Origin of the sequence: Mycobacterium sp. NPDC050853, assembly GCF_040653875.1 — a bacterium.
GTDB lineage: Bacteria > Actinomycetota > Actinomycetes > Mycobacteriales > Mycobacteriaceae > Mycobacterium.
Map to the genome: position 1 here is coordinate 195,466 of NZ_JBFAGW010000007.1, position 23,617 is coordinate 219,082.

At 64.3% G+C, this 23,617-nt stretch carries 19 protein-coding genes; 8 read left to right on the top strand and 11 right to left on the bottom strand.

The annotated features are described in order from the left end of the window. The first annotated feature begins 7 nt into the window (after positions 1-7). Complete coding sequence (locus AB0H22_RS21075; RefSeq protein WP_358148696.1) at positions 8-1,417, top strand: phosphatidylglycerol lysyltransferase domain-containing protein; 1,410 nt, start codon at positions 8-10, stop codon at positions 1,415-1,417. A gap of 56 nt (positions 1,418-1,473) precedes the next feature. Then, positions 1,474-3,168: a hypothetical protein gene (locus tag AB0H22_RS21080; protein WP_358148698.1), complete on the top strand. Its 1,695-nt coding sequence runs from the start codon at positions 1,474-1,476 to the stop codon at positions 3,166-3,168. 3 nt (positions 3,169-3,171) lie between these two features. On the opposite strand, the gene AB0H22_RS21085 is transcribed toward AB0H22_RS21080, so the two are convergent. From AB0H22_RS21085 to AB0H22_RS21120, 8 genes are all read right to left on the bottom strand, one after another. Continuing rightward, positions 3,172-3,645: a DUF4190 domain-containing protein gene (locus AB0H22_RS21085; RefSeq protein WP_358148701.1), complete on the bottom strand. Its 474-nt coding sequence runs from the start codon at positions 3,643-3,645 to the stop codon at positions 3,172-3,174. After that, positions 3,642-5,294 (bottom strand): thiol reductant ABC exporter subunit CydC, encoded by a 1,653-nt coding sequence (gene cydC / locus AB0H22_RS21090; protein WP_358148703.1) that lies wholly within the window; start codon positions 5,292-5,294, stop codon positions 3,642-3,644. Before cydC ends, AB0H22_RS21085 begins: the two co-directional genes overlap by 4 nt. Next, positions 5,278-6,951: a thiol reductant ABC exporter subunit CydD gene (gene cydD / locus AB0H22_RS21095; protein WP_358148705.1), complete on the bottom strand. Its 1,674-nt coding sequence runs from the start codon at positions 6,949-6,951 to the stop codon at positions 5,278-5,280. Before cydD ends, cydC begins: the two co-directional genes overlap by 17 nt. After that, positions 6,948-7,976 (bottom strand): cytochrome d ubiquinol oxidase subunit II, encoded by a 1,029-nt coding sequence (gene cydB / locus AB0H22_RS21100; protein ID WP_358148707.1) that lies wholly within the window; start codon positions 7,974-7,976, stop codon positions 6,948-6,950. The genes cydD and cydB overlap by 4 nt, the downstream gene beginning before the upstream one ends. 35 nt (positions 7,977-8,011) lie before the next feature. Beyond that, complete coding sequence (locus tag AB0H22_RS21105) at positions 8,012-9,466, bottom strand: cytochrome ubiquinol oxidase subunit I (protein ID WP_358148709.1); 1,455 nt, start codon at positions 9,464-9,466, stop codon at positions 8,012-8,014. Positions 9,467-9,595: 129 nt separating this feature from the next. Continuing rightward, positions 9,596-10,933: a glutamate-1-semialdehyde 2,1-aminomutase gene (locus AB0H22_RS21110; RefSeq protein WP_358148711.1), complete on the bottom strand. Its 1,338-nt coding sequence runs from the start codon at positions 10,931-10,933 to the stop codon at positions 9,596-9,598. Then, positions 10,930-12,288, bottom strand: coding sequence for an O-antigen ligase family protein (locus AB0H22_RS21115; protein ID WP_358148714.1), 1,359 nt, complete (start codon positions 12,286-12,288; stop codon positions 10,930-10,932). Before AB0H22_RS21115 ends, AB0H22_RS21110 begins: the two co-directional genes overlap by 4 nt. A 12-nt stretch (positions 12,289-12,300) precedes the next feature. Next, positions 12,301-13,263 carry a hypothetical protein gene (locus AB0H22_RS21120; RefSeq protein ID WP_358148716.1) on the bottom strand — a complete coding sequence of 321 codons (963 nt, stop codon included), beginning with the start codon at positions 13,261-13,263 and terminating at the stop codon, positions 12,301-12,303. A gap of 131 nt (positions 13,264-13,394) precedes the next feature. Here AB0H22_RS21120 and AB0H22_RS21125 point away from each other — a divergent pair, with 131 nt between their 5' ends. Then, positions 13,395-14,207, top strand: coding sequence for a WecB/TagA/CpsF family glycosyltransferase (locus AB0H22_RS21125; RefSeq protein WP_358148718.1), 813 nt, complete (start codon positions 13,395-13,397; stop codon positions 14,205-14,207). Here the strand turns inward: AB0H22_RS21125 and AB0H22_RS21130 are convergent. Then, on the bottom strand, positions 14,191-15,273 hold the full coding sequence (locus tag AB0H22_RS21130; RefSeq protein WP_358148720.1) for a glycosyltransferase family 4 protein: 1,083 nt from the start codon (positions 15,271-15,273) through the stop codon (positions 14,191-14,193). The genes AB0H22_RS21125 and AB0H22_RS21130 overlap by 17 nt on opposite strands. Before the next feature lie 32 nt (positions 15,274-15,305). Between AB0H22_RS21130 and AB0H22_RS21135 the strand changes: the two genes are divergently transcribed. From AB0H22_RS21135 to AB0H22_RS21145, 3 genes are read left to right on the top strand one after another with little or no spacing between them, the layout of a single operon-like run. Then, positions 15,306-16,781 (top strand): flippase, encoded by a 1,476-nt coding sequence (locus AB0H22_RS21135; protein WP_180750002.1) that lies wholly within the window; start codon positions 15,306-15,308, stop codon positions 16,779-16,781. Then, positions 16,774-18,756: a glycosyltransferase gene (locus tag AB0H22_RS21140; RefSeq protein WP_358148722.1), complete on the top strand. Its 1,983-nt coding sequence runs from the start codon at positions 16,774-16,776 to the stop codon at positions 18,754-18,756. The genes AB0H22_RS21135 and AB0H22_RS21140 overlap by 8 nt, the downstream gene beginning before the upstream one ends. Beyond that, complete coding sequence (locus tag AB0H22_RS21145) at positions 18,756-19,799, top strand: glycosyltransferase family 4 protein (RefSeq protein ID WP_358148724.1); 1,044 nt, start codon at positions 18,756-18,758, stop codon at positions 19,797-19,799. Before AB0H22_RS21140 ends, AB0H22_RS21145 begins: the two co-directional genes overlap by 1 nt. Here the strand turns inward: AB0H22_RS21145 and AB0H22_RS21150 are convergent. Beyond that, positions 19,764-20,858, bottom strand: a complete 1,095-nt coding sequence (locus tag AB0H22_RS21150; RefSeq protein WP_358148726.1) for a glycosyltransferase family 4 protein — start codon at positions 20,856-20,858, stop codon at positions 19,764-19,766. The two genes, AB0H22_RS21145 and AB0H22_RS21150, sit on opposite strands and share 36 nt — an antisense overlap. Before the next feature lie 42 nt (positions 20,859-20,900). On the opposite strand from AB0H22_RS21150, the gene AB0H22_RS21155 reads away from it, so the two are divergent. After that, positions 20,901-21,935, top strand: coding sequence for a glycoside hydrolase family 6 protein (locus AB0H22_RS21155; protein WP_180750005.1), 1,035 nt, complete (start codon positions 20,901-20,903; stop codon positions 21,933-21,935). On the opposite strand, the gene AB0H22_RS21160 is transcribed toward AB0H22_RS21155, so the two are convergent. After that, positions 21,932-23,071, bottom strand: coding sequence for a methyltransferase domain-containing protein (locus tag AB0H22_RS21160; protein WP_358148729.1), 1,140 nt, complete (start codon positions 23,069-23,071; stop codon positions 21,932-21,934). The genes AB0H22_RS21155 and AB0H22_RS21160 overlap by 4 nt on opposite strands. Between AB0H22_RS21160 and AB0H22_RS21165 the strand changes: the two genes are divergently transcribed. Beyond that, positions 23,060-23,617, top strand: coding sequence for a dTDP-4-dehydrorhamnose 3,5-epimerase family protein (locus AB0H22_RS21165; RefSeq protein WP_180750007.1), 558 nt, complete (start codon positions 23,060-23,062; stop codon positions 23,615-23,617). The two genes, AB0H22_RS21160 and AB0H22_RS21165, sit on opposite strands and share 12 nt — an antisense overlap.

A 23,617-nucleotide genomic window follows, 5' to 3' on the forward strand; every position in this document is an offset into this window, starting at 1 on the left:
TGGCTGAATGCTGGAGCCGTCAGCGGCTACCGCTCATGTACGCATTGCCGAACGCGTTGTGGTCCATAGCGATTCGCGACTCGCGCGTTTCATGACCGCTGCCGCCGTATTGCTGGCGGCAGGGTGGGTGGTGCTGTTGGTCGCCCACTCCGGTTACCCGCTACGACCGGATTTCGATGAAATCCTTTGGCCGCTCACTGTTCTGCTATCCGTAGGGTTCATTGCCCGCGGCATCTTCCTGGGTCGGCCGGTGACATACGGTCACTCGGCGTGGGCAGGGGTCGCCATCGTGGTGGCGTTGGGTGTCGGTGTGCTGCAGTTCGAGCACATCAGCGACGTGCTGGTGGTGGCTGCCGGGCTCATCCTGATGTGGCCGAAGTCGTCGCCGGCGCAGCCCGAGGCGCTGGCTGAAGTCGGTGCCCTAGTGGGCAAGACCAGCGACGATCCGCTGGCGGCCTTCGCCATGCACTCACTGAAGTCCTATTACTTCAATGCCGACCGGACGGCGGCAATCGCGTATCGCACTCGGGCGGGTTTCGCCGTGGTCGGGGGAGACCCGATCGGTGACGAAACCCGTTTCCCATCCCTGGTCCGGGGCTTCGCAGCCATGTGCCGTTCCCATGGTTGGCGCATCGCGATCCTGGGCTGCAGTGAACGCCGTCTGCTGCTCTGGAGTGACCCCCGCGTCATCGGTCACCCGCTGCACGCGATCGCGGTGGGCCGCGACGTCATCGTCGACGTACAAACCTTCGACCTGGTGGGCCGCAAATACCGGAACCTGCGCCAGGGGATGCAACGCACCCACAACTCGGGGGTCACCACCGAGGTCGTCGACGAACGAGGTCTAGACGATGCGTTGCGTGCCGAACTCCAACAGGTGATGGAACTTTCGCACGGAGGTCGATTCGAACGCGGGTTCTCGATGATTCTCGACGGCGCGCTACTCGGCCGCTACCCCGGTATCCGGCTGATCATCGCCCGAGACAAATCCGGTGTGGTTCAAGGATTTCACCGATACGCCAGCACCGGGCGGGGGACCGATATCTCTCTCGACGTTCCCTGGCGGCGCCCCGGTGCACCCAACGGGATCGACGAGCGACTGGCGATTGACATGATCACGCTGGCGAAGACCGAGGGGGCCCGCCGGCTGTCACTGGCGTTCGCGGCGTTCCCGGAGATCTTCGCCGAGAAGGATCGCACCCTGGTGCAGGAGATCTGCTACTCGGCGATTCACACGCTCGATCCGCTGATTGCTCTGGAGTCTTTGTACCGGTATCTACGCAAATTCCACGCGCTGAGCGATAGGCGCTATGTTCTCGTGCAGATGTCGGCCGTGCCGCTGGTCGCGGTCGCGTTGCTAAGCCTGGAATTCACACCCCGGCTGCGCCCCAAACTACCTACTGGAGCAGCTGCGTAACAGGACATTAACGTCGGGAAAACGCGCACGAATTGGGCGCTCGCCAGTCTGTGGGCGTGACCGACACCCTCGACACAACTGCTGCCGCGCGCGTTCCCGTCGACCCATCCGCACACGATGCCACGGAGAGCGCGGCACTGCGGGAGACGCTGGAGGACTACACCCTCCGATTCGCCCCCAGGCGTTTTCGGCGGTGGAGTCCCGCTGTCGTCGGTGTGACTGCACTGGGCGGTATCGCCTACCTCGCGGACTTCGCAATCGGAGCGAATATCGGTATCTCCTACGGCACCGGAAATGCGCTCTGGGGTATAGCGGTTTTCGCAGTCATCATTATCCTCACCGGAATCCCGTTGTCCTACTACGCGGCCCGCTACAACATCGATCTGGACTTGATCACGCGCGGTAGTGGATTCGGGTATTACGGCAGCATCGTCACGAACATCATCTACGCGACGTTCACGTTCATATTCTTTGCGCTCGAGGGCTCAATCATGGCCCAGGGACTTAAACTCGGGCTCGGCGTACCCGTACCCATCGGATATGCGGCATCCACCATCATCATCATTCCGTTGGTCATCTACGGGATGAAGGCGTTATCGGTGCTCCAGGTGTGGACCACCCCGTTGTGGCTCGTCATGATGGTCATCCCGTTCGTCTATCTGGTTGTGCGCCATCCCGATTCAATAGGAACCTTCTTTGCCTACGGAGGCAAGGACGCGCAGGGCGTAAACCTCGGGTCGATCATGCTCGCCGCGGGTGTGTGTCTGTCGTTGATCGCACAGATCGCCGAGCAGATCGACTACCTGCGGTTCATGCCGCCCAAGACCCCCGAGAACAGCCGCCGCTGGTGGACCGCGATGCTGCTGGCGGGGCCCGGCTGGGTGCTGTTCGGAGCCATCAAACAGGTTATCGGGCTCTTCCTGGCGGTGTATCTCATCGCCAATGTGGCAGACGGTGCCGCGGTGGCCAACCAACCGGTGCACCAGTTCCTGGAGATCTACCAGAACATGATGCCGCATTGGCTGGCCATCACCTTGGCCGTGATCCTGGTGGTGATCAGCCAAATCAAGATCAACGTCACCAATGCCTACTCGGGCTCGTTGGCGTGGACCAACTCCTTCACCCGCATCACCACGCACTACCCGGGCCGTTTGATCTTCGTGCTGTTCAATCTGCTGATCGCGCTTGTGCTCATGGAAGCCAACATGTTCGACTTCCTGAACACGATCCTGGGGTTCTACGCCAACTGCGGTATGGCATGGGTGGTGACGGTGGCGACCGATATCGCGGTCAACAAGTACCTGCTCAAACTGTCGCCCATGGAACCCGAATTCCGCCGCGGCATGCTCTACAACGTCAACCCGGTCGGATTCGTCTCGATGCTGCTTTCGGCGGGCATCTCGATCCTGGTGTTCTTCGGAGTGTTCGGGGAGGCTCTCCGCCCCTACTCGCCGATCGTGGCCGTCGCCATTGCGTTTGTGATGCCGCCGATCCTGGCCGTGGCCACTCGTGGCAAGTACTACCTGCGCCGCACCGATGACGGTATCGATCTGCCCATGTACGACGAGTACGGAAACCCGTCGGATGAGTTGCTTCGGTGCGCGGTCAGTGGAATCGAGTTCGAGCGTCCCGACATGATCGCCTCGGCCAAGCCCGGTCCCGACGGTGAGAAGCAGTACATCTCATCGCTCAGCCTGGCAACCGACCGGACCGGTGAGCACGTGTTGCCCGCCGACCCGCCCACTCGGTAGGGATCAGGGCGCGGGGTTACCGGCCTTCTCGTTCATCCGCTTCTCGAAATCGTTCTGGCATTGGGTGGCCTTGGCTTGATCACCCTTGACATCGGACATGCAGGTGATGAAATCGGTCAAACCGGCTGACTTCATGAAAACCAGCATGAACACGAGAATGAGCGTGGACAGCAGCACGGCCAAGCCGCCGAGCGCGATGCCCGAGATCGCCACGCCACGATTGTCGGCCTCGGCTCGCTTGGCCCTGCGCAAGCCCACGACACCGAGGATGATCGCCACGATGCCGCCGATAAATCCACCAAAGACTGTGCACGACAACAGAATCGCAATGATTCCGACGATAAGCGCGCCCACGCCGACGCCGTTCTTTCGGACCGGCGGAGGAAGTGGGGCGCCGGGAGCGCCGTACGGGTATGGGTAAGCGGGGTAGGCCGGGTACCCGCCGGGCGGTTGGTACGGCGGGGGTGTTTCCGTCATACCTGCACTGTATCGCCGAGTTGGACGCGAAGGCAGTTCACCGATTCCGGCAGATGGTGGGTCGCCACCAGAACAGTTCGCCCAGCCAACAGTGGACTGTTGCTGTCCAACAATTCCCGAAGGATCGTCTCCGCAGCGTGGCCATCGAGGTGTTCGGTCGGCTCGTCGAGCAGTAACACGGGTACCTCGGACAGCAGCGCTCGCGCAAGCAGGAGCCGTCGGCGCTGGCCGCCCGATACCGAGGCCGCACCCGCGGTCAACACCGTGTCCAGCCCCTGCGGTAGCGATTCGATCCAAGGACCGAGACCGACTTCCGATAACGCGTCGGCCAGTTTGCCATCGGTGGCGTCACCCCGCGCGACAAGAAGGTTGTCGCGCACCGTGGTGGCGAATAGGTGTGCGTCCTCGGCGAAAAACCTGATGGGTGAAGTCATCTCGGCGGTCTGGTTCTCGGCGGGTGCGTCATCGTCGAGTCGGATGCTGCCGGCGACCGGTGGTGCGAGCCCGGCGAGCGCCATCAGCAGTGATGTCTTGCCTATACCACTGGCACCGGTAATGGCCATCCGTGCACCCGCCGGCAGCCGGAACGACAGCGGACCCGATATCGAACGGCCGGTCCGCCAATACAGTTCGGAACATTCGAGCGTCACGGCGGAAACCTCGCCGTTCGGCATCACGTCGGCCGGAGCGGGAACTTCGACACCTCCGCCCGCAAGCTGCTCCAAGTGCCGCGCCGATGCCCGTGAGCGGGCGATGCCGATGGCCGCAGCGGGCAGAGCTGTGGAGGCCTCGAAGGCGGCAAGCGGCAACAACACCAGGACGGCAAGGGTCGTGGGTGCGATATGTCCGGCGAGCTCGACAGCGGCTGCCAAGGCGCCGACCACCGCGGCTCCTACCGCCAAGGTGGGGGCCGCGGCCGCCCATGCGGCGGGACCGGCGGCAGCGTCCTGAGCCAGCGCCCAGTCACGGCGTCGTCGCCGCGCCATCTCGAGCTGATGCGGTAGACAGCCTCCCACCCGGAGCTCCGGAGCGTGGTCGAGGATCTCAACGGCCGTTTCCGCTTGCAGGGCGCGCGCCTGCGCGCCGTGCGTCTCCCGCGACCTGGATGCGCGGGCCGCCAACACGGGCGCCAGCACATCGGCAACCAGCAACGCACACGCCAGCATGGCTGCGGCAGGTAGCGATATCAGCGCGATGGTCACCGTGGCCGCGACCCCGAGCACCGCGGCGACCGCAGCGGGAATGACGCTGCGTACGACGGTCTCGGCGAGCTCGTCAATGTCTGTTCCGATGCGATCCAGCACCGCGCCCCTGCGGAGCGCTCCGACCGAGCCGCCGACCAGACGTGCGTACACCTGCGCACGGACGGCGGCAGCCCCGCGTAGTGCGATTTCGTGACTGGCGAGCCGTTCGCAGTACCGCCAGATGCCGCGCGAAATACCCAGTGCGCGTACGGCAACCACGGCAACGGACAGATCGAGAACCGGTGGCATCTGCCAGGCCCGGGTGATGAGCCACGCCGACAGACCGGCCAACGCCAGTGCACTTCCCAATGCCAGCACTCCACACGCCACGGCCAAAGCCAGCCGTGCCGGCCGCACACGAAGCGCGATCAGCCAGTGCTGCAGCGGGTCAGAAGTGCGCAGCATGTCTGGCCTCAACGGTGAATATCGCGTCGGCGGCAGCCAGTACCGGGGCACGGTGCCCCACCAGCACCACCGTGGCGCCACGACGGGCCCGCGTGACCAGTGCGGCCAGCGCGGCGGCCTCGGTATCGCCATCGAGGTGTGCCGTGGGCTCGTCGAGAAGCAAGATCGGGCGATTGGTAGCGAGCACACGTGCCAGGCACAGTCGCTGCCTTTCACCCAGTGAAAGCCCGGCGCCACCGGCACCGAGGCGGGTATCCAACCCGTCCTGCAACGTCGACACCGTACTATCGAACTGGCTCTCGGCCAGCGCCGCTTCGAGATCGTCCAGCGGCCCGAACATTTCGAGGTTCTCGCGGATGGTGCCCGGCACCAATACAGGTCGTTGGGGCAGCCATCCGATCATTGACCACCAACTGTCGCGGTGGATCTGGTCCAGACCCACCCCGTCCACGAGAACCAGGCCTTCCGTTGGCGTGGTGAGGCCGGTTATCGCGTGCAGTGCCGTCGACTTCCCTGCACCGTTGTGGCCGGTGAGCACGGTGACTGCGCCGGGCCGGATTGTCGCCGTCAATTCCCATGGTGCGTAACCGCTTCGATCCGGCACGCTGATCGCGTCCAGCTGGATCGTCGGCTGTCGGGGCGGAGGTAGCGTCCCACCGACGGCGGTGGGGGCTGCTTGAGCGCTGATGGCGTCGAGGAGTTCGAAGGCCTTGTCCGCAGCCGCTTTTCCATCGGCGGCGCTGTGGAACTGAATCCCGACGCGACGCAACGGCCAATAGACCTCAGGGGCCAGAATCAGGACCGTCAGTGCGGTGATGAGATCGAGGTGCCCGAACACCAGCCGCATACCGATACTCACCGCGATGAGCGCGACACTGAGCGTTGCGATCATTTCCAGCACCATGGCCGACAGGAACGCGACCCGCAGCGTGGCCATGACCGAACGCCGCTGGGCGGTCCCGAGTTCGGTTATCCGACGAAGCGGTGTCGCGGTACGTCCCAGCGCGCGGAGGGTGGGAATACCCGCGATCAAATCGAGAATCTGACCGGTGACCACGGTCGAGGCATTCAATGCGGCCGCCGCGCGATCCCGGGTGAGAAGACCGATGAGGATCATGAAGATGGGTATCAGTGGCAGGGTTGCCACGACGATCACGGCCGATCGGATATCGGATACCGCGATCACCAAGGCCGCGGTAGGTGTCACGATCGCGGCACTGAGCACCGCGGGCAGATACCCGGCGAAGTAGGGGCGCAGGTCGTCCAGTCCCCGGGTCAATATCGTCGTGGCCGATTCCCGACTCTGTGCAAGGTCGCGAGGCTGTGCCTGCGCGATGGTCGACAACAGTTGGTCGTCGAGGTCGGCGATGACTCCTGTCGCGCCGCGCTCACTGAAGCGGACCTGCACACCTTGGGCACCCGCCCGAACAATCCAGAGCGCGGCAAGAACAGCCAGCGGCTGTCCCATATGGACAATGTCGCGTGCGGCCGGATCGGTGATGAGCCGGGCGAGTGTATGCGCCAGCACTATGGCGATAAGCAGTGTGGCCGCCGTGATCACCAACTCGCAGAGCACTGTCAGCATCAAGTAGCGACGGGCGGGTGCGCTGCGGCGCCACAACCGCGGATCGACCGGGGCGCTGCGCGATCGTGTCATCGCACGGGCAGCCCGACGGGTTCGGGGATCTGATCGGCCGAGATGCGTTGCCGGAATACCCAATACGTCCAGCCCTGGTAGAGCAGCACCAGCGGGGCGGTAATCGCCGCGGCCCAGCTCATGATGCGTAGTGTGTAGGGACTGGATGAGGCGTTGACAATCGTCAAGTTGTAGGCCGGATTCAAGCTGGACACAACCAGATTGGGATACAGGGAGCCGAACAGCAGGGCCACCACGGCGACCACCGTCAGACAGGTGCAGGCAAATGCCCATCCGTCACGGGATATCCGTGACGCGGCGGCGGCACCGACCAAGGACAAAGCGGCCACCGCGAGCGCGATCCAGGTCCATCCCTTGCCATAGGCAAGCTGCGTCCACAGTCCGTATCCGCCGGCAGCGATGATGACCGGAATCGCCAGCTTGTGCGCTATCGAGACGGCGTCCTCGCGGACCACTCCCGCGGTCTTCAGAGCGATGAACAGTGCACCGTGGAATGCGAAGAGTCCCACGAAGACCACGCCGCCAAGAAGTACGTACGGTCGCAGCACATCCCCGATACCCAGACTGAGCTGTTTGGCGGAATCGACCGGGAGCCCGGCCAAGAGCGACGAGAACGCCACACCCCACAGCAGCGCGGGAATCCAGGATCCGATGCCGATTCCCAGATCGCAGCGGGCACGCCAGCGGGGGTCGTTGATCTTGCCGCGCCACTCAATGGCCACGATCCGCAGGATCATGGCGACCAGGATCAGTAGCAGCGGAAGGTATAGGCCGGAAAACACCGTGGCATACCAGTGGGGGAATGCCGCGAACATGGCGCCGCCCGCGGTGATGAGCCAGACCTCGTTGCCGTCCCATACGGGCCCGATGGTGTTGAGCACCGCTCGTCGCCTGCGGTCGTCGCCGCGGCCGAGTGGATGCATCAGCATCCCGACACCGAAGTCGAAGCCTTCGAGCACGAGGAAGCCGAGGAACAGCGCCGCTACGACGATGAACCAGAGCTGTTGCAATGTCGTCGGATTCATGTTCGGACCTCCTTGCAGGCTGATAGATAGGGCTATTAGTAGGCGAAGGACAGCGGCTTGGGGCTGTCCTCATCGGTGAGAACTGGTGCGGGTTCGGTGTCGTGTTCGAGAGGCCCTTCGATGGTGTAGCGGCGGATGAGCCAGAACCACACCACGCCCAGCGCGCCGTACAGCAGCGTGAAGGTGATGAGCGACACCCATACCGTTGCGGCGGAGTGGTGCGAGACCGCCATGTCCACGGAGAGCCGAATCTGTTCCACTCCTGTGGGATTGGGGGCAACCACCCAGGGTTGTCGGCCCATCTCGGTGAACACCCACCCGGCGCTGTTCGCCAGGAAGGGCGTGGGGATGGCCAGGATTGAGAGCCAGGCGAACCAGCGCCGAGAAGGAATTCGTCCGCGCCGTGTCACCCACAGCCCCGCCAACGCCAGCAGGGCAGATCCAGCGGCGAGTCCGATCATGGCGCGAAAGGACCAGTAGGTGACGAAGAGGTTGGGCCGGTAGTTACGCGGACCGAACTTCTGCTCGTACTCCTTCTGGAGGTCCTCGACGCCCTTGAGGGTGACATCGGTGAACTTGCCCTCGGCCAGGAAGGGCAGCACATAGGGCACCGAAATCGCATGCGTGACGCTGCCGCAGTCATTGTGGGTCCCCACCGTCAGCACCGAGAACTTGGGGTCTTTCTCGGTATGACACAGGGATTCGGCCGACGCCATTTTCATCGGCTGTTGCTGAAACATCAGCTTGCCCTGAACGTCACCAGTCGCCGCCAGGGCGCCCCCGGCGAGGATCATCACGGCGCAGGCGCCGATGGCGGCCGGGCGATACATCGTGCGCGCGTCTTCGAGGGTGCCAAGTTTGTGAGAGCGGACCATCCACCAGCCGCAGATACCGGCAACGAATGTGCCTGCAGTGAGCAAGGATCCGGCAACGGTGTGCGGGAAGGCGGCCAATGCCGTGTTGTTGGTGAGGAGCTCGGTGATGCTGGTCAGCTCTGCGCGGCCGTTTTCCGGGTTGTAGATGGCACCGACCGGGTGCTGCATGAACGAGTTGGCGGCGACGATGAAGAAGGCCGAGGCATTGACACCGATCGCGACCACCCAGATGCACGCCAGGTGCACCAGCTTGTGCAGACGGGTCCACCCAAATATCCACAGGCCCAGGAAGGTTGACTCCAGGAAGAACGCTACAAGCCCTTCGAGAGCCAGGGGAGCGCCGAACACGTCGCCGACGAACCGGGAGTATTCGCTCCAGTTCATCCCGAACTGGAATTCCTGCACGATGCCGGTGGCCACGCCCAGTGCGAAATTGATGAGAAAGAGCTTTCCGAAGAATCGGGTGAGCCGGTACCAGGAGTTGTTTCCGGTGATGACCCAGGCCGTCTGCATGATGGCCAGCAGAGGTGCTAGCCCAATGGTCAACGGCACCAGGACGAAGTGGTACACGGTGGTGATCCCGAATTGCCAACGAGATACGTCCAGGGCGTTCATCGCCACCTCCTACGACGCAGCGTAGTAGTAGTTGCACGCTAAGTTCAACGCGATACGGGCCACATTTACTAATACGCCAACAGTGCGAACGTGGCGCGGTAAACGCGTGAACCCAGAAAGTGGACCGCGTCAGGGGATGCGTCGGGGCGCGGCCGACGAGCGCAGTGCCGGCGCGACGGGAGGGCCCGTGAGGAATCCGTCGGTGGTTCCGGCGTCGATGGCGCGTCGGTATACCTCGGCGGCACCTCGCAGTGCGTCGATGGTCAATTCGATATCGGTGGGCGTGTGTGCCGCGGAGATCACGAAAGACTGTCCCAGCACACCGCGACGCAGCAGTTCCTGCAGCAGCAGTGCACGGTAGGCCTGCGAGGGCTGCCCGTCTGGGCCGAGACTGGTAAAGGTGAGACACGATGGTCGGCCTATGGTCTGGATATGTTCGCCCACGCCTAGTTCCGCGGTAATGGCGGCAATGCCGTCGGCGAGATCCCGGCCCGAGGCCTCCATGGCCCGTACCGGGGCATCATCTCGATAGGCCTGCACCACTGCGCGGAAGGCCGCCAATCCCACCGCTTCCGGCCCGTTTGTGGTGGACAGCAGAAACGTCCGCGGATCGTCGGTGCGCAGGCCGCCGCGTTCCATGTAGTCCCGCTTGCCCGCAAGCGCGGCGATCGCGAAACCATTGCCCATCGCCTTGCCCCAGCACGACAGATCCGGGGTCACCCCGTACACGGCCTGGGCACCCGCGCAGGACCACCGAAATCCGGTGATGATCTCGTCGAAAACCAGTAGCGCACCATGACGGGTGCACAGCGCCCTCACGGATTCGAGGAATCCGGATTCGGGCTCGGCGGCCGCGCTGGCGACCTCCATGATGACACAAGCGATTTCGCCGGGGTAATGATCAAAAAGCGTTGTCAGAGAATGGAGATCGTTGTAGTTGAACCTGGCCACGTCCTCGGTTGCGGTTTTCGGGATACCCGCGTTCATCTCGGTGGTGCCGATGAACCAGTCGTCGGTGGAGAAGAACGGCTGCCGACAGGCCGCGACCATCGTGCGTCCGGTCACGGCGCGGGCGAGGCGAATGGCGGCGGTGGTGACATCCGATCCGTTCTTGGCGAACTTGACCATCTCGGCGGTCGGCACGGTCCGCAGGAAATCCTCGGCGGCTTCGGCTTCTAATACCGTTGGGCGACTGAAACTTACCCCTCGGCCCAGCGTGTCGCGGACGGCCTCGACGACGGGCCCGTATGCATGGCCGAGGGTAATCGCACGCAGCCCCATGCCGTATTCCACATAGCAGTTGTCGTCAACATCCCACACCCGCGCGCCCGACCCGTGCGTCAGCACCGGCGCCATGCCTAGCGGGTACTGGTCGGCGCCGCGCGCGTAGGTATGCGCCCCGCCGGGCACCGCGTCGTGGAGCCGGGCCTGCCAGGTATTCGACTGTTCAAAACCCCGATGTGTCATGTTCGCGCTTCCTCACGAAGGAGCGGAGCTGCGGCAGGTGACGGGTTCTGGTCGCGTCTGACCAGTGCCCACGCCGCACCCGCAAGCACGATCAAGAGCCACCGAATCATCGAAATCTGTTGGAAAGCGGAGACATCCAGCACAGAACTGACGACGGTGAGCGCGACGAGCCCGCCGAGCACGCCATTGATCAGCTCCGTGGTGGCCGCATCCTCGCAGCGATTGCGCGCGTTACCCGCGTACACGATCGCTGTGATCATCAGGACCACCAAGGTCAACAGGCCCACGATGCCGCCTTCGATGAGGCGGCTGAGGTATTCGTTGTCGAGAACCGGCTGTTCCGGTCCTAGTGGATAGGTGAATGATCCCTGCCCCAACCAAAAGTTCTCGGTCCAATGCGACATCACGTAGTCGATTCCACGCGCACGGGATTGCAGCGACGGGTCGTCCGAGCTACCCATAAAGGTTTTGATGATCGCCTCGAAAACACCCAGTCCACTCACCGCGGCGACTGCCGCAGCACCGAGCGCGGCGCATAACAACCCGGCAAGCCGACGCACCGGCCAGCGCCACGACATCACGAGGATTGCCGCCGCGAATCCCACGAACGCCGATCGAGAAACAGTCACCACCGAGCCCGCCATCACAATGCCGGTCAGCACTGCCCATGGCCATATCTTTCTGGCAGTCGCGTCGGCCCCGCTATTCGAGGCCTTGGCGTTGTACACGAGCGCGACGCCGATAGGTGCGATCGTGGTCAATACCGCGCTCAGTTCCAGGGCATGCGCTGCGGCGCCCTGTGCTCGGACGACGCCTTCACGAACAATCCCATGAGCGACACCCGTATCGCCGAATTTCATGAGCCCGGGAATCCGGATCATCGCCGCGATGTCGACGCCGGTGGCGAATTGCGCCAGGGCGAGGATCGCTGTGATGGCACCGCCAATGAGAAGCGCCTTCAAGAAGATCTCAATGATTCGCGCGGAGCTTTCGGGATGGGCGGCGAACAGAAAGACGAATCCGATGAGCGCGGCCACCGTCACCGCGTATGCGGACATGCCCTGCCCGGCCTGCACCACGGCGATATGCGGCAGGAGACGGGTGGTGACGGCATTGAAGGACACCACGGTTGCCAGCACAGAGGCGAGGATCACGAGGGTGACTCCGCGCGCTCCGAGCGAGAGCCGGTGCCCCGACAGCACCCAATATCCGCCCAGCACACCGACGATGATCAAGGCGACCTGAGCGGGGCTGAGCCCTTTCAGGGCATACACCGCGTAGACCTGCCGGGTGCTCAACAGCACGATGCATGCGAGCGCGGCGAACTTGACGGTACCCAGACCGCGGTCGGTCATCACAGTGCCCGACTACCGGTCTGGAGCAGGCTTGTCGCCAGGCCAGGTACGGAAATCGGTCAGGCGGGGCGGGGTCCAGTTCAATACCGCTTGGGCCAGCGCCTCGTCGTCGATCTCGAGATTGTCCAGGTCGTCGTCGACGATGGTGGGAGCGTCCGCGGCACCGGAGGCTTGGCGTCCATTGGTTGCCGAATTCTTTGCCAGGATCTGGCCATTGCCGCCCGCGTCTGCCTCAACCGGATCGGTGGGGGCCTCGGCGGCCGCCGATGGCTCATTGGCTACGCGTGGAGTCTCGGTTTTAGCCTTGACCTTGTTCCCAGGCTGTCGATCGGCGCGCCTTTCTTTGCGGCGCCGCATCGCGAGTGCGTCGTAGGCCAGCAGCAGGATGGTCGCGGCCAGCAGCGCCGCGACGGCCATGGAACCCGCGGATTTCACCGCGCTGTTGGACATTACGACGGGGGCTGTGGGTTCCTGGAGGATAGTGAGAGTTGCCCAGTTCTCGGGTGCTACCGAGGCCCCCACCTGCAGTTTCACCAGGTTGTCGCGTGCGACGTCAAGGACTGCTGCCGCTCCTGCCTTGCAGTCCGAAGTCTCGCCGCAGAGCACCAGAATCGACAGCTGAGAGGACGGTTGTTGATTGTTGGGTCCCAGGTCAATGCTGTTGGAGACCGTGTAGTCCACACCGGGCGCGGCCGCGGCAATCGAAGTCTGTGCGGGCTGGCTGGATATCGAGGTGGCGAGGATGCCGACGAGCTGCGCCATTTGCGGCGACAAGTTCAACATCGGGTTGGCGCCCAGCGTGTCACCGGTCGAGGAGAAAGTGGGAGGTGGGACAACCACTGCAGAGGCCGTAGATGCCCGGATGGTGACACCCTTGGTGTAGCCGTATGCGCCTGCGCTGCACACCATCAGGGCCACGAGGACAAGCGCAATCCGCCGGTTCAAGATCCGCTTGACCAGGTCGTTGACGTTCACGGGTGCTCCGACTCTTGCTATCGTCCGGACTATTCGCGATAGGCGCGCCGTCCCATAACCAGCCTTATTGGTCACGAGCATAACCCACACTTGCTCGCCCCAGAGAATGAACGATGGCTAGGCTAACCGCCGTGTCGACAGAATCGCTGGGCCCGCCGGTTCGGGTGACGATCTCCCAGGTGGTGGTTGACCTTTGCTGCGTGCAGGACGTGCTCGATGCGGTCGCGCGGCGCCCGGCAGCGGCCGATGAGTGCCCGCTTGTTATCGGCTCGGTGAACTTGGACCATTTGCACCATTTCGGCAAGGGGCGCGCGTATCGGGACTGCGCCGAGCTGGGGCCACAGCTGGATTGGTTGATGCTCGCCGACGGGGCGCCGATCGCGGCGCGTGCCCGGCTCAAGACGCGGCAAAACTGGCCACGGATCACCGGCGCGGACCTGCTACCGCAGGTTCTCGAGCTGGCAACCAGGACCGGTCGCCGGGTCGGGTTCTTGGGCGGACTGCCGAAGGTGCATGACCAGCTGCGCACGATTCTCGGCGAACGCTATCCCGGCCTGCAGGTCGTCGGTCTGTGGGCGCCCGATCGTAGCGATATCACCGACCCGACCCGCAGCGATGCCCTCGCACGCGAGATTGCCGCCGCCGGCGCCCATATTCTGGTAGTTGGCCTAGGAAAACCATTACAGGAGTTATGGATTGCGCGCCACGGGGTCGCTACCGGCGCCATGGTGCTGCTGGCTTTCGGTGCGTCCGCCGACTTCCTTGCCGGTGCCGCAACGCGCGCTCCGGAATGGATGCAACGCAGCGGACTGGAATGGTCGTACCGATTGGGTCGCGAACCGCGGCGAATGGCCCGGCGGTACCTGATACAGGGGCCGGCGTCCCTGGCGCGGTTACGTAAGGCCGAGGTTGGGCCGGCACAGTCAGCTAAACCCCATGCATAATGCTCGCGAAATGCTCAGCCATTCGTTCGGAGCTGAACTCCGCCCGCACCCGCTGCGCCCCAGACTGTCCGAGGGCGCGGGCGCGATCGGGGTCGCGCGCCAGCTCGGCGATCGCGCGGGCGAAGGCGTCGGGGTCGCCGGGTGGAACCAACACGCCGTCGACATCATGGCGGATGTAGTGCGCAATCCCCGGATTGTCGGTCATGACCACCGGGCGCCCACTGGCCATTGCCTCCAGCGCGACCGTAAGTCCCGAACCGGTAATTACGTTGGGGCGCACCGCGATCGCCACGAGCGTGGATCGGCGATACAGATCCCGCATTCGTCCGTAGAGCCGTTCAGTGTGCAGGGTGACAACACCGGGTGGCGAGCTGACCGGCAGCGCAGTAGCCAGTTCGAGTGTGAGGCCGTGGCATTGTTCGCGGGCGGTAAGAACGGCCTGGACGAGAAGCGCGTGGTCCCGGTGGACATCCTCGCCGGCGCTGACCACCAACGGAGTGCCAGCATTCGCCCACGGCTGCACCCGGTAGAAATCGGTATCGATTCCCACCGGAGCGAAATGCAGCCGCGAGTCCTCGACACCCCAGGCGCGCGACAGCAGTTCGACCTGGGGAGGGGACTGCGAAAAGACCGCTGCGCTGCGGGCCAATGCGTAGCGGGCGAGTCCGCGCGGCACCGGGGGAGACTCGGCGGGCTCGGTAAGCCAACCGATTCCGGTCACCACCGGCGGACTCATCCGGATTGCCGTCGCAACCGCTGCCGGCACTCCAGTGCGTTCGTCGTAGCAGAACACGATATCGCTCGCGCGTCGAGCCGCTCTGTCAGCAACGGTCTCCAGAATTTCGAGATCCCCCGTGCGATAACGAATGTGACCGGCGATTCGCGCAGCGCGGCGGCCGAACGAAAACTCGCTGAATGCGGGTGTCACGCCGTAGCGCGACAACCGATGCAGACCGTAGGGTGCCCGATCCGGCACCTCATCAGCGCGGTTCCTGATCTCCCATTGCGAGGCCGAAACGCCATGCGGCAAGGCCACATACGCGTGCAGTTGTTGACTCGGTTGCATTATTCCCATCCCATATCGGCGCAAGGTAGCACATGACCTCGGAGCGTGCCGACGGTTCCGCGGGTGCCCAACCGGCATCCGGACGACGGATTGCCAACGCCGTGGCCTGGCAACTAGGCGGTCGTGTCCTGGGAGTAGTCGCTTCCATAGCGGCGATCGCGCTGACCACACGTGCTGTCGGTCCGCTGGCCTACGGGCATCTCAATACCGCGCTCTTCTTCATCGGGCTGTGGACGAGTTTGACCGAACTCGGCATCGGCGCGGTCATCGTCAGACGCGTCTCCAGCGGCAGCGGCAGTCTCGAACGGTTGGTCGGGGTCAACCTTGGTCTCTCCATTGCCTATTGCGTGCCCCTCACCGTGCTCGCCGCGGTGTCGGGTTTGTTGGTCTATCGCGACCAGCCTGAAGTCGACTCGATGTTGCTTATCATGAGCGGGAGCCTCACGCTGAGCACTTTGGCGAGCTGCCTTGGCCCTGTGTTCGTCCAATCGGTCCGCTTCCCGGCGGTGGCGATCGCGGACGTCATGTCGCGCGTGGCGGTTCTGGGCTTCACGTGGATTCTCGTCACGGTCGATGCCACACCGGTCTGGTACGCGGTGGCGCAGCTCATACCGCCGGCGGTATTGCTTCTCGTGCAAGGTATTGCCGCACATCGGATCATTCCGCTACGCATCGTGATGTCCACACGCGAGTCATGGGACCTGGTACGCGAAAGCCTGCCGCAGACAGCGGTTCTGGTAGTCGGTGTTTTGTACTGGCGAATCGACGGCGTGATCCTGAGTCTGCTGAGCACACCGGTCGAGGTCGGCCATTATGGGCTGGCGTATCAGACGGCATTCACCTTGTCGGTCATGGGCAGCTTCTTCCTGTGGGCGACGCTGTCCACCATGTCGACGCTTTATGCCACCGATTCAGCGCGGTTCGGCTACTTCATTCAGCGATCCGTCGGGCTCATGCTCGCGGTGGCAGTACCGATCTCCGTGGTCGGCTTCTTTGTGGGCCGCGATCTCATCGCGCTTTTGGGTTCCGAAGAGTTCGTGGACAAGTCGAACCTGGTGATGCCGTTGCTGCTCGTCGCGGTTGGCCTCACCTTCCTGACCGGCATCGTGAGCCAGGCTCTGTTTGCCGCGCATCGCCAGGTATTTCTGTTGCGGCTCAATGTGTGCAATCTCGTCGGCAATATCGTTCTCAACGTACTGCTGATCCCGCACCTGGGCGCACTGGGCGCGGCGATCGCGCTGGTGGCCAGCGAGGTGGTGGGCTTGACCATCGCCGCCACCAAGTTGACCACCTGTAGCGCCTATCGCACGCCCTGGATGTTCCTCCTGCGCTTGGCCATACCGACATTGGCGGCTGTCGGCGCGCTCCTTCTTGCCGAACAGTGGATGCCGCAGTTGATGGCGGCGGCGATCGCTGCCGGTGTGTATGTGGGGGTGAATCTTTGGGCGGGCCCGGTGCATCTGCGGGACGTCCGGGACGTACTCCGCAAGGAGGATTCTGGTGGGTAGCAATAGGCTCAAGGAGCTGAACAGGGCCTATCTCCCGTCACCTCAGGGCGGTGAGGTACATGGGGGTATCGCGGTGTTCGTCGTCGCGTACGGACGTCCGGATCTGCTCGCCGACTGTCTGCGGTCGTGCCACGAGCACCTCGGCGATCTGCCGGTACACGTGTGGGACAACTCGGGACCGGACTATCCGGGGATGGGCGCAGTTCGAGCGTCATTTCCTGACGTGAGCTGGCACGGTACGGGGGACAATCTCGGATTCGCCGCGGCCGTCAACAGATTGGCGGATCTCGTGGCGGGTGCGCACCTGCTGCTCGTGAACCCCGATGCGATCGTGAAGAGCCCACTCACGCGGACACGCGCCCAGATGGCTATCGATCCCATGGTGGCCGCGGCGGCGCCACAGATAGACCCGGCCACACCGCATCCCGGCGAGCTCCCCTGGGACAACGGACATCGCGCCCCGAATATGCTCCGGGCGCTGGTGTCGCACGCGGGCTACGCGCCTGCGCTACGCGGCCGCGCGATCTCGGAGCTGTACCGGACAGCGCCCACCGAAGTGGACGGGTACCTCACCGGCGCCTGCCTATTGATCAACCGGCAGGTCTGGAATGAGATCGGTGGTTTCGACGAGGAGTTCTTCCTGTACGGCGAGGAAGCCGACTGGCAGCTGCGTGCCCGGGCGGCGGGCCGGCGGCTGGTTTTCATCGACGAGCCCGGTGTCGCGCACAGTGCCAAGGGGACTGTCACCGGAGATCACCAGCGCGCTATCCGCTCCGACGATCTACTGAGAGCCAATATCGCCCTCACCCTCGAACATTCGAAAGGTGCGCGCACCGCCGACCTCTATCTGGCCGGGACATCCGCGCTGGACCGCGTGCAGCGTTCGGCTCGCCGCGTCCGCAAGACGCGACTCAGGCCGGGCACCGGGCGCCCACAGATAATCCTGACCACCAACCGGCTGGTGTACGGGGGTGCCGAACGCCAACACGTCTTGTTGGCAACCGAATTGGATCGGCGCGGATATGCCGTGACCATCGCGTGCATGCAGCGTTTCGGCCCGTTGGTTGCCGAGATCCCCGCGACGGTGCGGGTGGTGCGTCAGCCCTGGTGGTGCCCCACATTCGAAATCGGCGACGGTCCCACAATCCTCGTGTCGGGGGACACCAACACCGAGACCGGTTGCGGGACACTGTGGCGCGCATCCGGACGACATCGCAGATGGCTGGTGGCGGCACATATCCCACCCGAACTGAACACGGGAACCTACTCGGCGCCGCTCGCGGCGGCGATGAGCCGGGCCGACGGCTTTATTGCGCTATCGCGACGCCACTGGGACGAGGTTTCGGCGCATCAGCGCGTCGGCACACGATTCTTCACCGCCCCTAATGGGGTGGTGAGCCGACGCGATCTACCCGAGACTGTGCCGCGCCGCCGTGATCAGAGTGGCCCATTGCATTTCGTGATGCTGTCGCGCATTGTCGAGCACAAGAATCCACATCTGCTGGTGGAAGCGCTGAGCGGATTGGCCGAATACGACTGGCGGCTCTCCATCTTCGGAGACGGGCCCGACCGCCAACGACTGGAGGCTCTTACGCCCGATTCGGTGCGTGACCGGGTGCACTGGCGCGGTTGGTCGCCCGGTCCGGATCATGCGCTGGCCGACTGCGATGTGCTCTGTGTGCCGAGCCGCAGCGAGGCCTTCCCGCTGGTGATCCTCGAGGCGATGGCACGTGCCGTACCGGTCATCGGGTCGGCGGTCTGCTCGGTACCGGACATGCTCGACGACGGCAGCGGTGTCGTGGTGGATCCGATAGATGTGCAGTCCTGGCGCGACGCGCTCAAGGATGCCCTGTTCGCCCCTGAGCGCTTGACGGCTTTGGGGTGCAATGGGTTTAAGCGGATGCGTGATCTCTATACGATCGAGACGATGGCGGACTCGTACGAGGAAGCCTTCACCGCGGTGCTCAAGGGCTGATGTCTGCGATGAGAATTCTCTGGTTGTCACCCTGGATGCGTCCGCTTGCTCGCGTGCACACCGAAGCATTGATGGGCCGAGGCGCTTCGGTGTTGTTAGTGACCACCGACCAGCACCCCGAGTCTGGTCCGGCACGGGACCATGAGCTGGTCCTGGAGCCCTCGCTCAAACATCCTGCCGGTTGGGCGTCATGGGCACGTGCTGTACCGAAAGTCCGTGCGTTCCGGCCCGATGTGGTGATCACCGAGCTGGTCCGCGATCCGCGTTGGCAGGCATTCGGGGCGGGCCGTCCGCGCGTGCTGCTCGTCCACGATGATCGACCGCACGACGCCTCCGAAGAACGGCCGCGGTGGAAAGACATCGCGTTCCGTCGATGGGAGTCGGGCGCAGTTCAACGCGTGGCGTTCAGCGATTACGTCGCGCGACAGATCGCCCCGCACGCGTTATCGCCGGTCGGAGTGGTTCCGCTGACGAGTGACCTCGACCCGCAGCGGGTGCCGCCCTTCGTGCCCGCAAGCGGTCGTCGTGACTTCGTCCTGGTCGGGCGACTCAACGGCTACAAGAACGTTGACGTCATCCTGCGTGCGTGGGAGGCGCACGTTGCGGGTCCGGCCTGGCACGGAGACCATCTGGTGCTCATCGGTAGCGGCGAATTCAGGGGTGCACTGCCGGAGTCGGTGCGGTGGATTCGTGGGCCATACAGCTATGACGACGTGCTGCAACCACTTTCCACCGCCAAGGCCTCAGTCGTGCATTACCGGCAGGCCTCGCAGAGCGGCGTACAGACATTGTCGATGCAGCTCGGGGTGAACGTCATCGTCTCAACCGAGGGGGCATTGCCGGAGTTTCAGCCGCACGGGGAGATCGCCTTGGGCCGCGACGATGTGGCTGGGCTGACCGCGGCTTTCGATCGGCATGCCGACCCCGTCGCCGCGGCGAGCTTCGGTGCGGTGGCACGCGAGCATTATCTGCAGAACTTCACCGCCGATCACGCAGCCGGCCGGCTGCTAACGATCTGCGAGCGACTTCCACGTCCGCACTAGCTGTGCCTCCCACTCGGCGATGTCAAGGCCGCGCACCGTCTCCCGTCCGGCGGTCCCCAGTCGGCGGCGTTCGTCGTGATCGGTGGTCAGCCGGGTAAGGGCCGCTACCAGCGCGTCGATATCGCCGGGTGCGATCAACACACCGTTCTCGCCGTCACGCACCACCTCGGCGATGGACCCGACGGGTGCGGTGATCACCGCGACCGCCGAGGCCATGGCCTCCAGTAGTGCCATCGGAAGGCCCTCGGCGTAGCTTGGGAGCACGAAAATATCTGCACCGCTGAGCAATTGGGAACTTGCGGCCGCATCCAGCCAACCGTGCACGGTGATCACATCGGCGACGTCGGCCGAAACGACGGCGGCGCGTGCCTGTTCCACCTCGCCATCACCGGCAAGGTGGATATGCAGCATCGTGCGAATCTCCGGTGTGAGTGCGGATGCCGCCCGGATGATGTCGTATGTGCCCTTGCGGCGTCCGAGCCGGCCCAGGCTGATCACCGTAAGGGTGTCGCCATGAGAGGAAGCCGTCCGCTCGGGGATGCGAACCGGATTCTGCAGCACCGCCACCCGATTCGGGTCGAGTCGCAGACAGACGATGTACTCGTCGGCGAGGTTGCGCCCCAAGATGATCCACCGGTTGGCACGCAATCCCCACCGCACACCGCGCTGCACTGTGGGCCGCTGTTCCCGGTACCACCCGGCGAAATCGAAGCTGTGGGCATGGATAAGTGCGGGCACCCCGCGGATGCGCGCAGCCCATAAGGGCAGCGCCTTGCGGGCCACGCTCCCACCGTGACCAAGATGGACGTGCAGGACGTCGACCCGTCCCGCGAGGACCAACCACGACGACACCAGCATTCCGCGGACGCCGACCCACAACCAGCGCCACCGGGAGGCGTCCACATAGGTGGGCACCACATGCACTGTCACGGACGAGTCAGTCAACGCCGCCATATGCGACATGACGGTTGCCATGCCGCCGCGGCTTTCGGGACCTGCCGGGGCCGGTCCTATCGCCAACACGCGCACAGGCGTCGGCGTGGGGACGGAGTGGGGCACGCGCCAAGTGTAGAGCTCAGTGGCTGGGTATCGTTGCGCGCTGTGACCGGTGCGCAAGCCGTGAGACAGCGTCATCCGGCGGTGGTAGGTGCGATAGCGCTCGCCGGGCTGGCGTTGATAGCTGCGATGGTGCTGGCACGCGACTCCAGCAAGTTCGTCCACCTCCATGCCGCAGAGACCGCATCGCACCGGCTCGACACCGGGCCGCTGGTAGCCGGTGCCCTTGTCGTCGAGTGGTGGGTGCGAGATCACCCCGATGACCCACGCGCGGCAGCCATCCGGGACCAGATCGCGCGGTACCCGATTGCGATGTGGGCCACCGGTAGCGATGAGGACGACAGCCGCAATATCTCCGATATCGTCCAGCGGGCGCGGCGCGCCGACGGCACCGCGCAGTTGGTGCTGTACAACGTTCCGGACCGGGACGACGGTTTCTCCGGGCCCAACCACGTGGTCACCCCCGCCGTGTACCGAGCGTGGATCGACCGGGTGTCAGCACTGGTGGGGGACACCCGGATGGTGGTGATCGTCGAACCCGACGCCTTGTGGTTCGCCGACCGGCAATCCTTGGAGGGCACTGATTTCGACGGTCGCATCGGATCTATTCGCTACGCGGTGGACACCTTCTCGGCGCGGAACGTCAATGCCCGCGTTTACCTCGAGGCCGGAACCTCGTCCGGCTCGGTGACTCCCGAGCGGATGGCGGCGCTCCTTGCCATGGCGGGTGTGTCCGATCGAGTGGGATACGCCGTCAACGTGTCGTCGTTCGCCCCGACTTACGAGATCACCGCGTACGCCCAACGCATCAGGGCGTCATTGCAACAGTGGTTCGGCGTATCCGATCCTCGCTACATCGTCGATACGTCGCAGAACGGCAGCCCGACATGGAACTTCGACTGGTGCAACCCCTCGGGGCGCATGCTCGGTATGCCGCCTACCGTACTGGGCCAGTCCGACGGGCTGGATATGAACCTGTGGATTCTTGCGCCGGGCGCCTCCAACGGCCCCTGTGGCGTCGCCCCCGATGCGCCCGGTGGAGAGTTCAGCCCAGCTCTCGCGACCGCGCTCCTGCGTTAGCAGAGCCCCGTCATCCAACGACCTTCCAACTCCGGAAAGCGTTGACGAACCTCCGGGTACAGATCGGGCAGGGTGAGCAGAACCTGGTCCGGGTCGGCGGTCACGAGATCGGCAGGCGCGATGATAGGGATATCTGTGCCGGGCATGCGTCGGCCCTGTTTGGCGGGAGAGGCATCGGCGACGGCCACCACCGATTCCGTCGTCAGCCCCGCGCGGGCGAACAGTGCCACTGCGCGCGAGGGTGCGCCGTAGGCGTACACGGTTTGTCCGGATGAACGCCTGTCGCTCAGCCATTGGGTGAGGCGCTGCACCTGCTCGTCCACCGCATGCTGCAGCCGCACGAATCCTTCGGCATCCACGGCGCCGCTTGCCTTCTCACGTTCGATCAGCTGCTCCACCGGCGGCGGCTCGGGGTGATCACCATGGCGTGCGGCGAGAAGCAGGGTGCCACCGTAGAGGTCGAACTCCCATACCGCGACCACGGACATACCCACATCGGCGAGCATTCGACGCAAAGCCGTCAGGGAATAGTAGGCAAAATGCCCATGCCGCAGCGAGTTCCACTGGCCCAGCGCCAGGATCGTTGCGATCGAGTGGAATTGAAGAAGTAGTACCCCGTCGGCAGCGGTGCGGCGGGCGCGTGTCCTGATCGCTTCGGCCTGATCAGGGTCGTGCATCATGCCGAAGCTGTCCAGTACCAGGTCCGCGGGAGCGTCCAGGGTCTGCTCAGTACTCTGAAAACCCTTGGAAACAACGAGGTTCAGCCAGCTGCCACCGTGCGGACTGGTGAACTCGTACACGGTGCGTCCGATGAGGAGCCCGGCACCTTCCACTCGGGCAACCGCATCGGCGGCCTGGTCGCGCAGGGCCTGCGGCTCCACCGCGCGCGGCTCGTCGGTCTCGGTGTCGTCGACCTCGAGCTGCGCAAGCGCACAGTCCGCACATACCGTCATCGCCAGGGGGTGCACCGCATCCGCGGTGGGCGGGCCGCCAGCGGTGGGGAAGTGATCGGCCGCGGGTACGGCGCCCAGATCCAGCACCCGAGACAACCTGTGGCCACGGCAATACCGGCATGTGATCACCGTTGGCGCCCCAATCGTTCCGCGGTACGGCAGGATGGCGTCGTGCGCATCCACACCACCGAAATCGACGGCGTGCTGTTGATGGAACCCACACCACACCATGACGACCGTGGGTTCTTCACCCGGACATTCGATTCCGCGCTATTCGACGAGTACCACCGCACAGCGGACGGTGCGGTGCGCGCCGCCGACTTCCTGCAGGACTCCCAATCGCGGTCGCGCCAGGGCGTATTGCGCGGTCTGCACGGCCGTTCGGGGCGCGGCGAAAGCAAGCTCATCAGGTGTGCGCGCGGCTCCGTCTTCGATGTGCTGGTCGACGCGCGCCCCGGATCACCGACCTTTGGGCGTTGGCAGAGCTTCACTCTCGACGATTCCACCTTTGGGCACCTATTCGTACCGGCCGGCATACTGCATGGCCATCAAGCGCTGACAGAGTGGGCCGACCTCTGCTACCGCATCGACCGGCCCCACGACCCCGCCGAGGATGTCTCGGTCGCCCATGACGATCCCGATCTCGGTATCGACTGGCCGCTTGCGGTCGCCGCCATCAGTGCCAAGGACGCCGCCGCGGGCAGTTGGGCGGCGTTGACCGGACGGTGA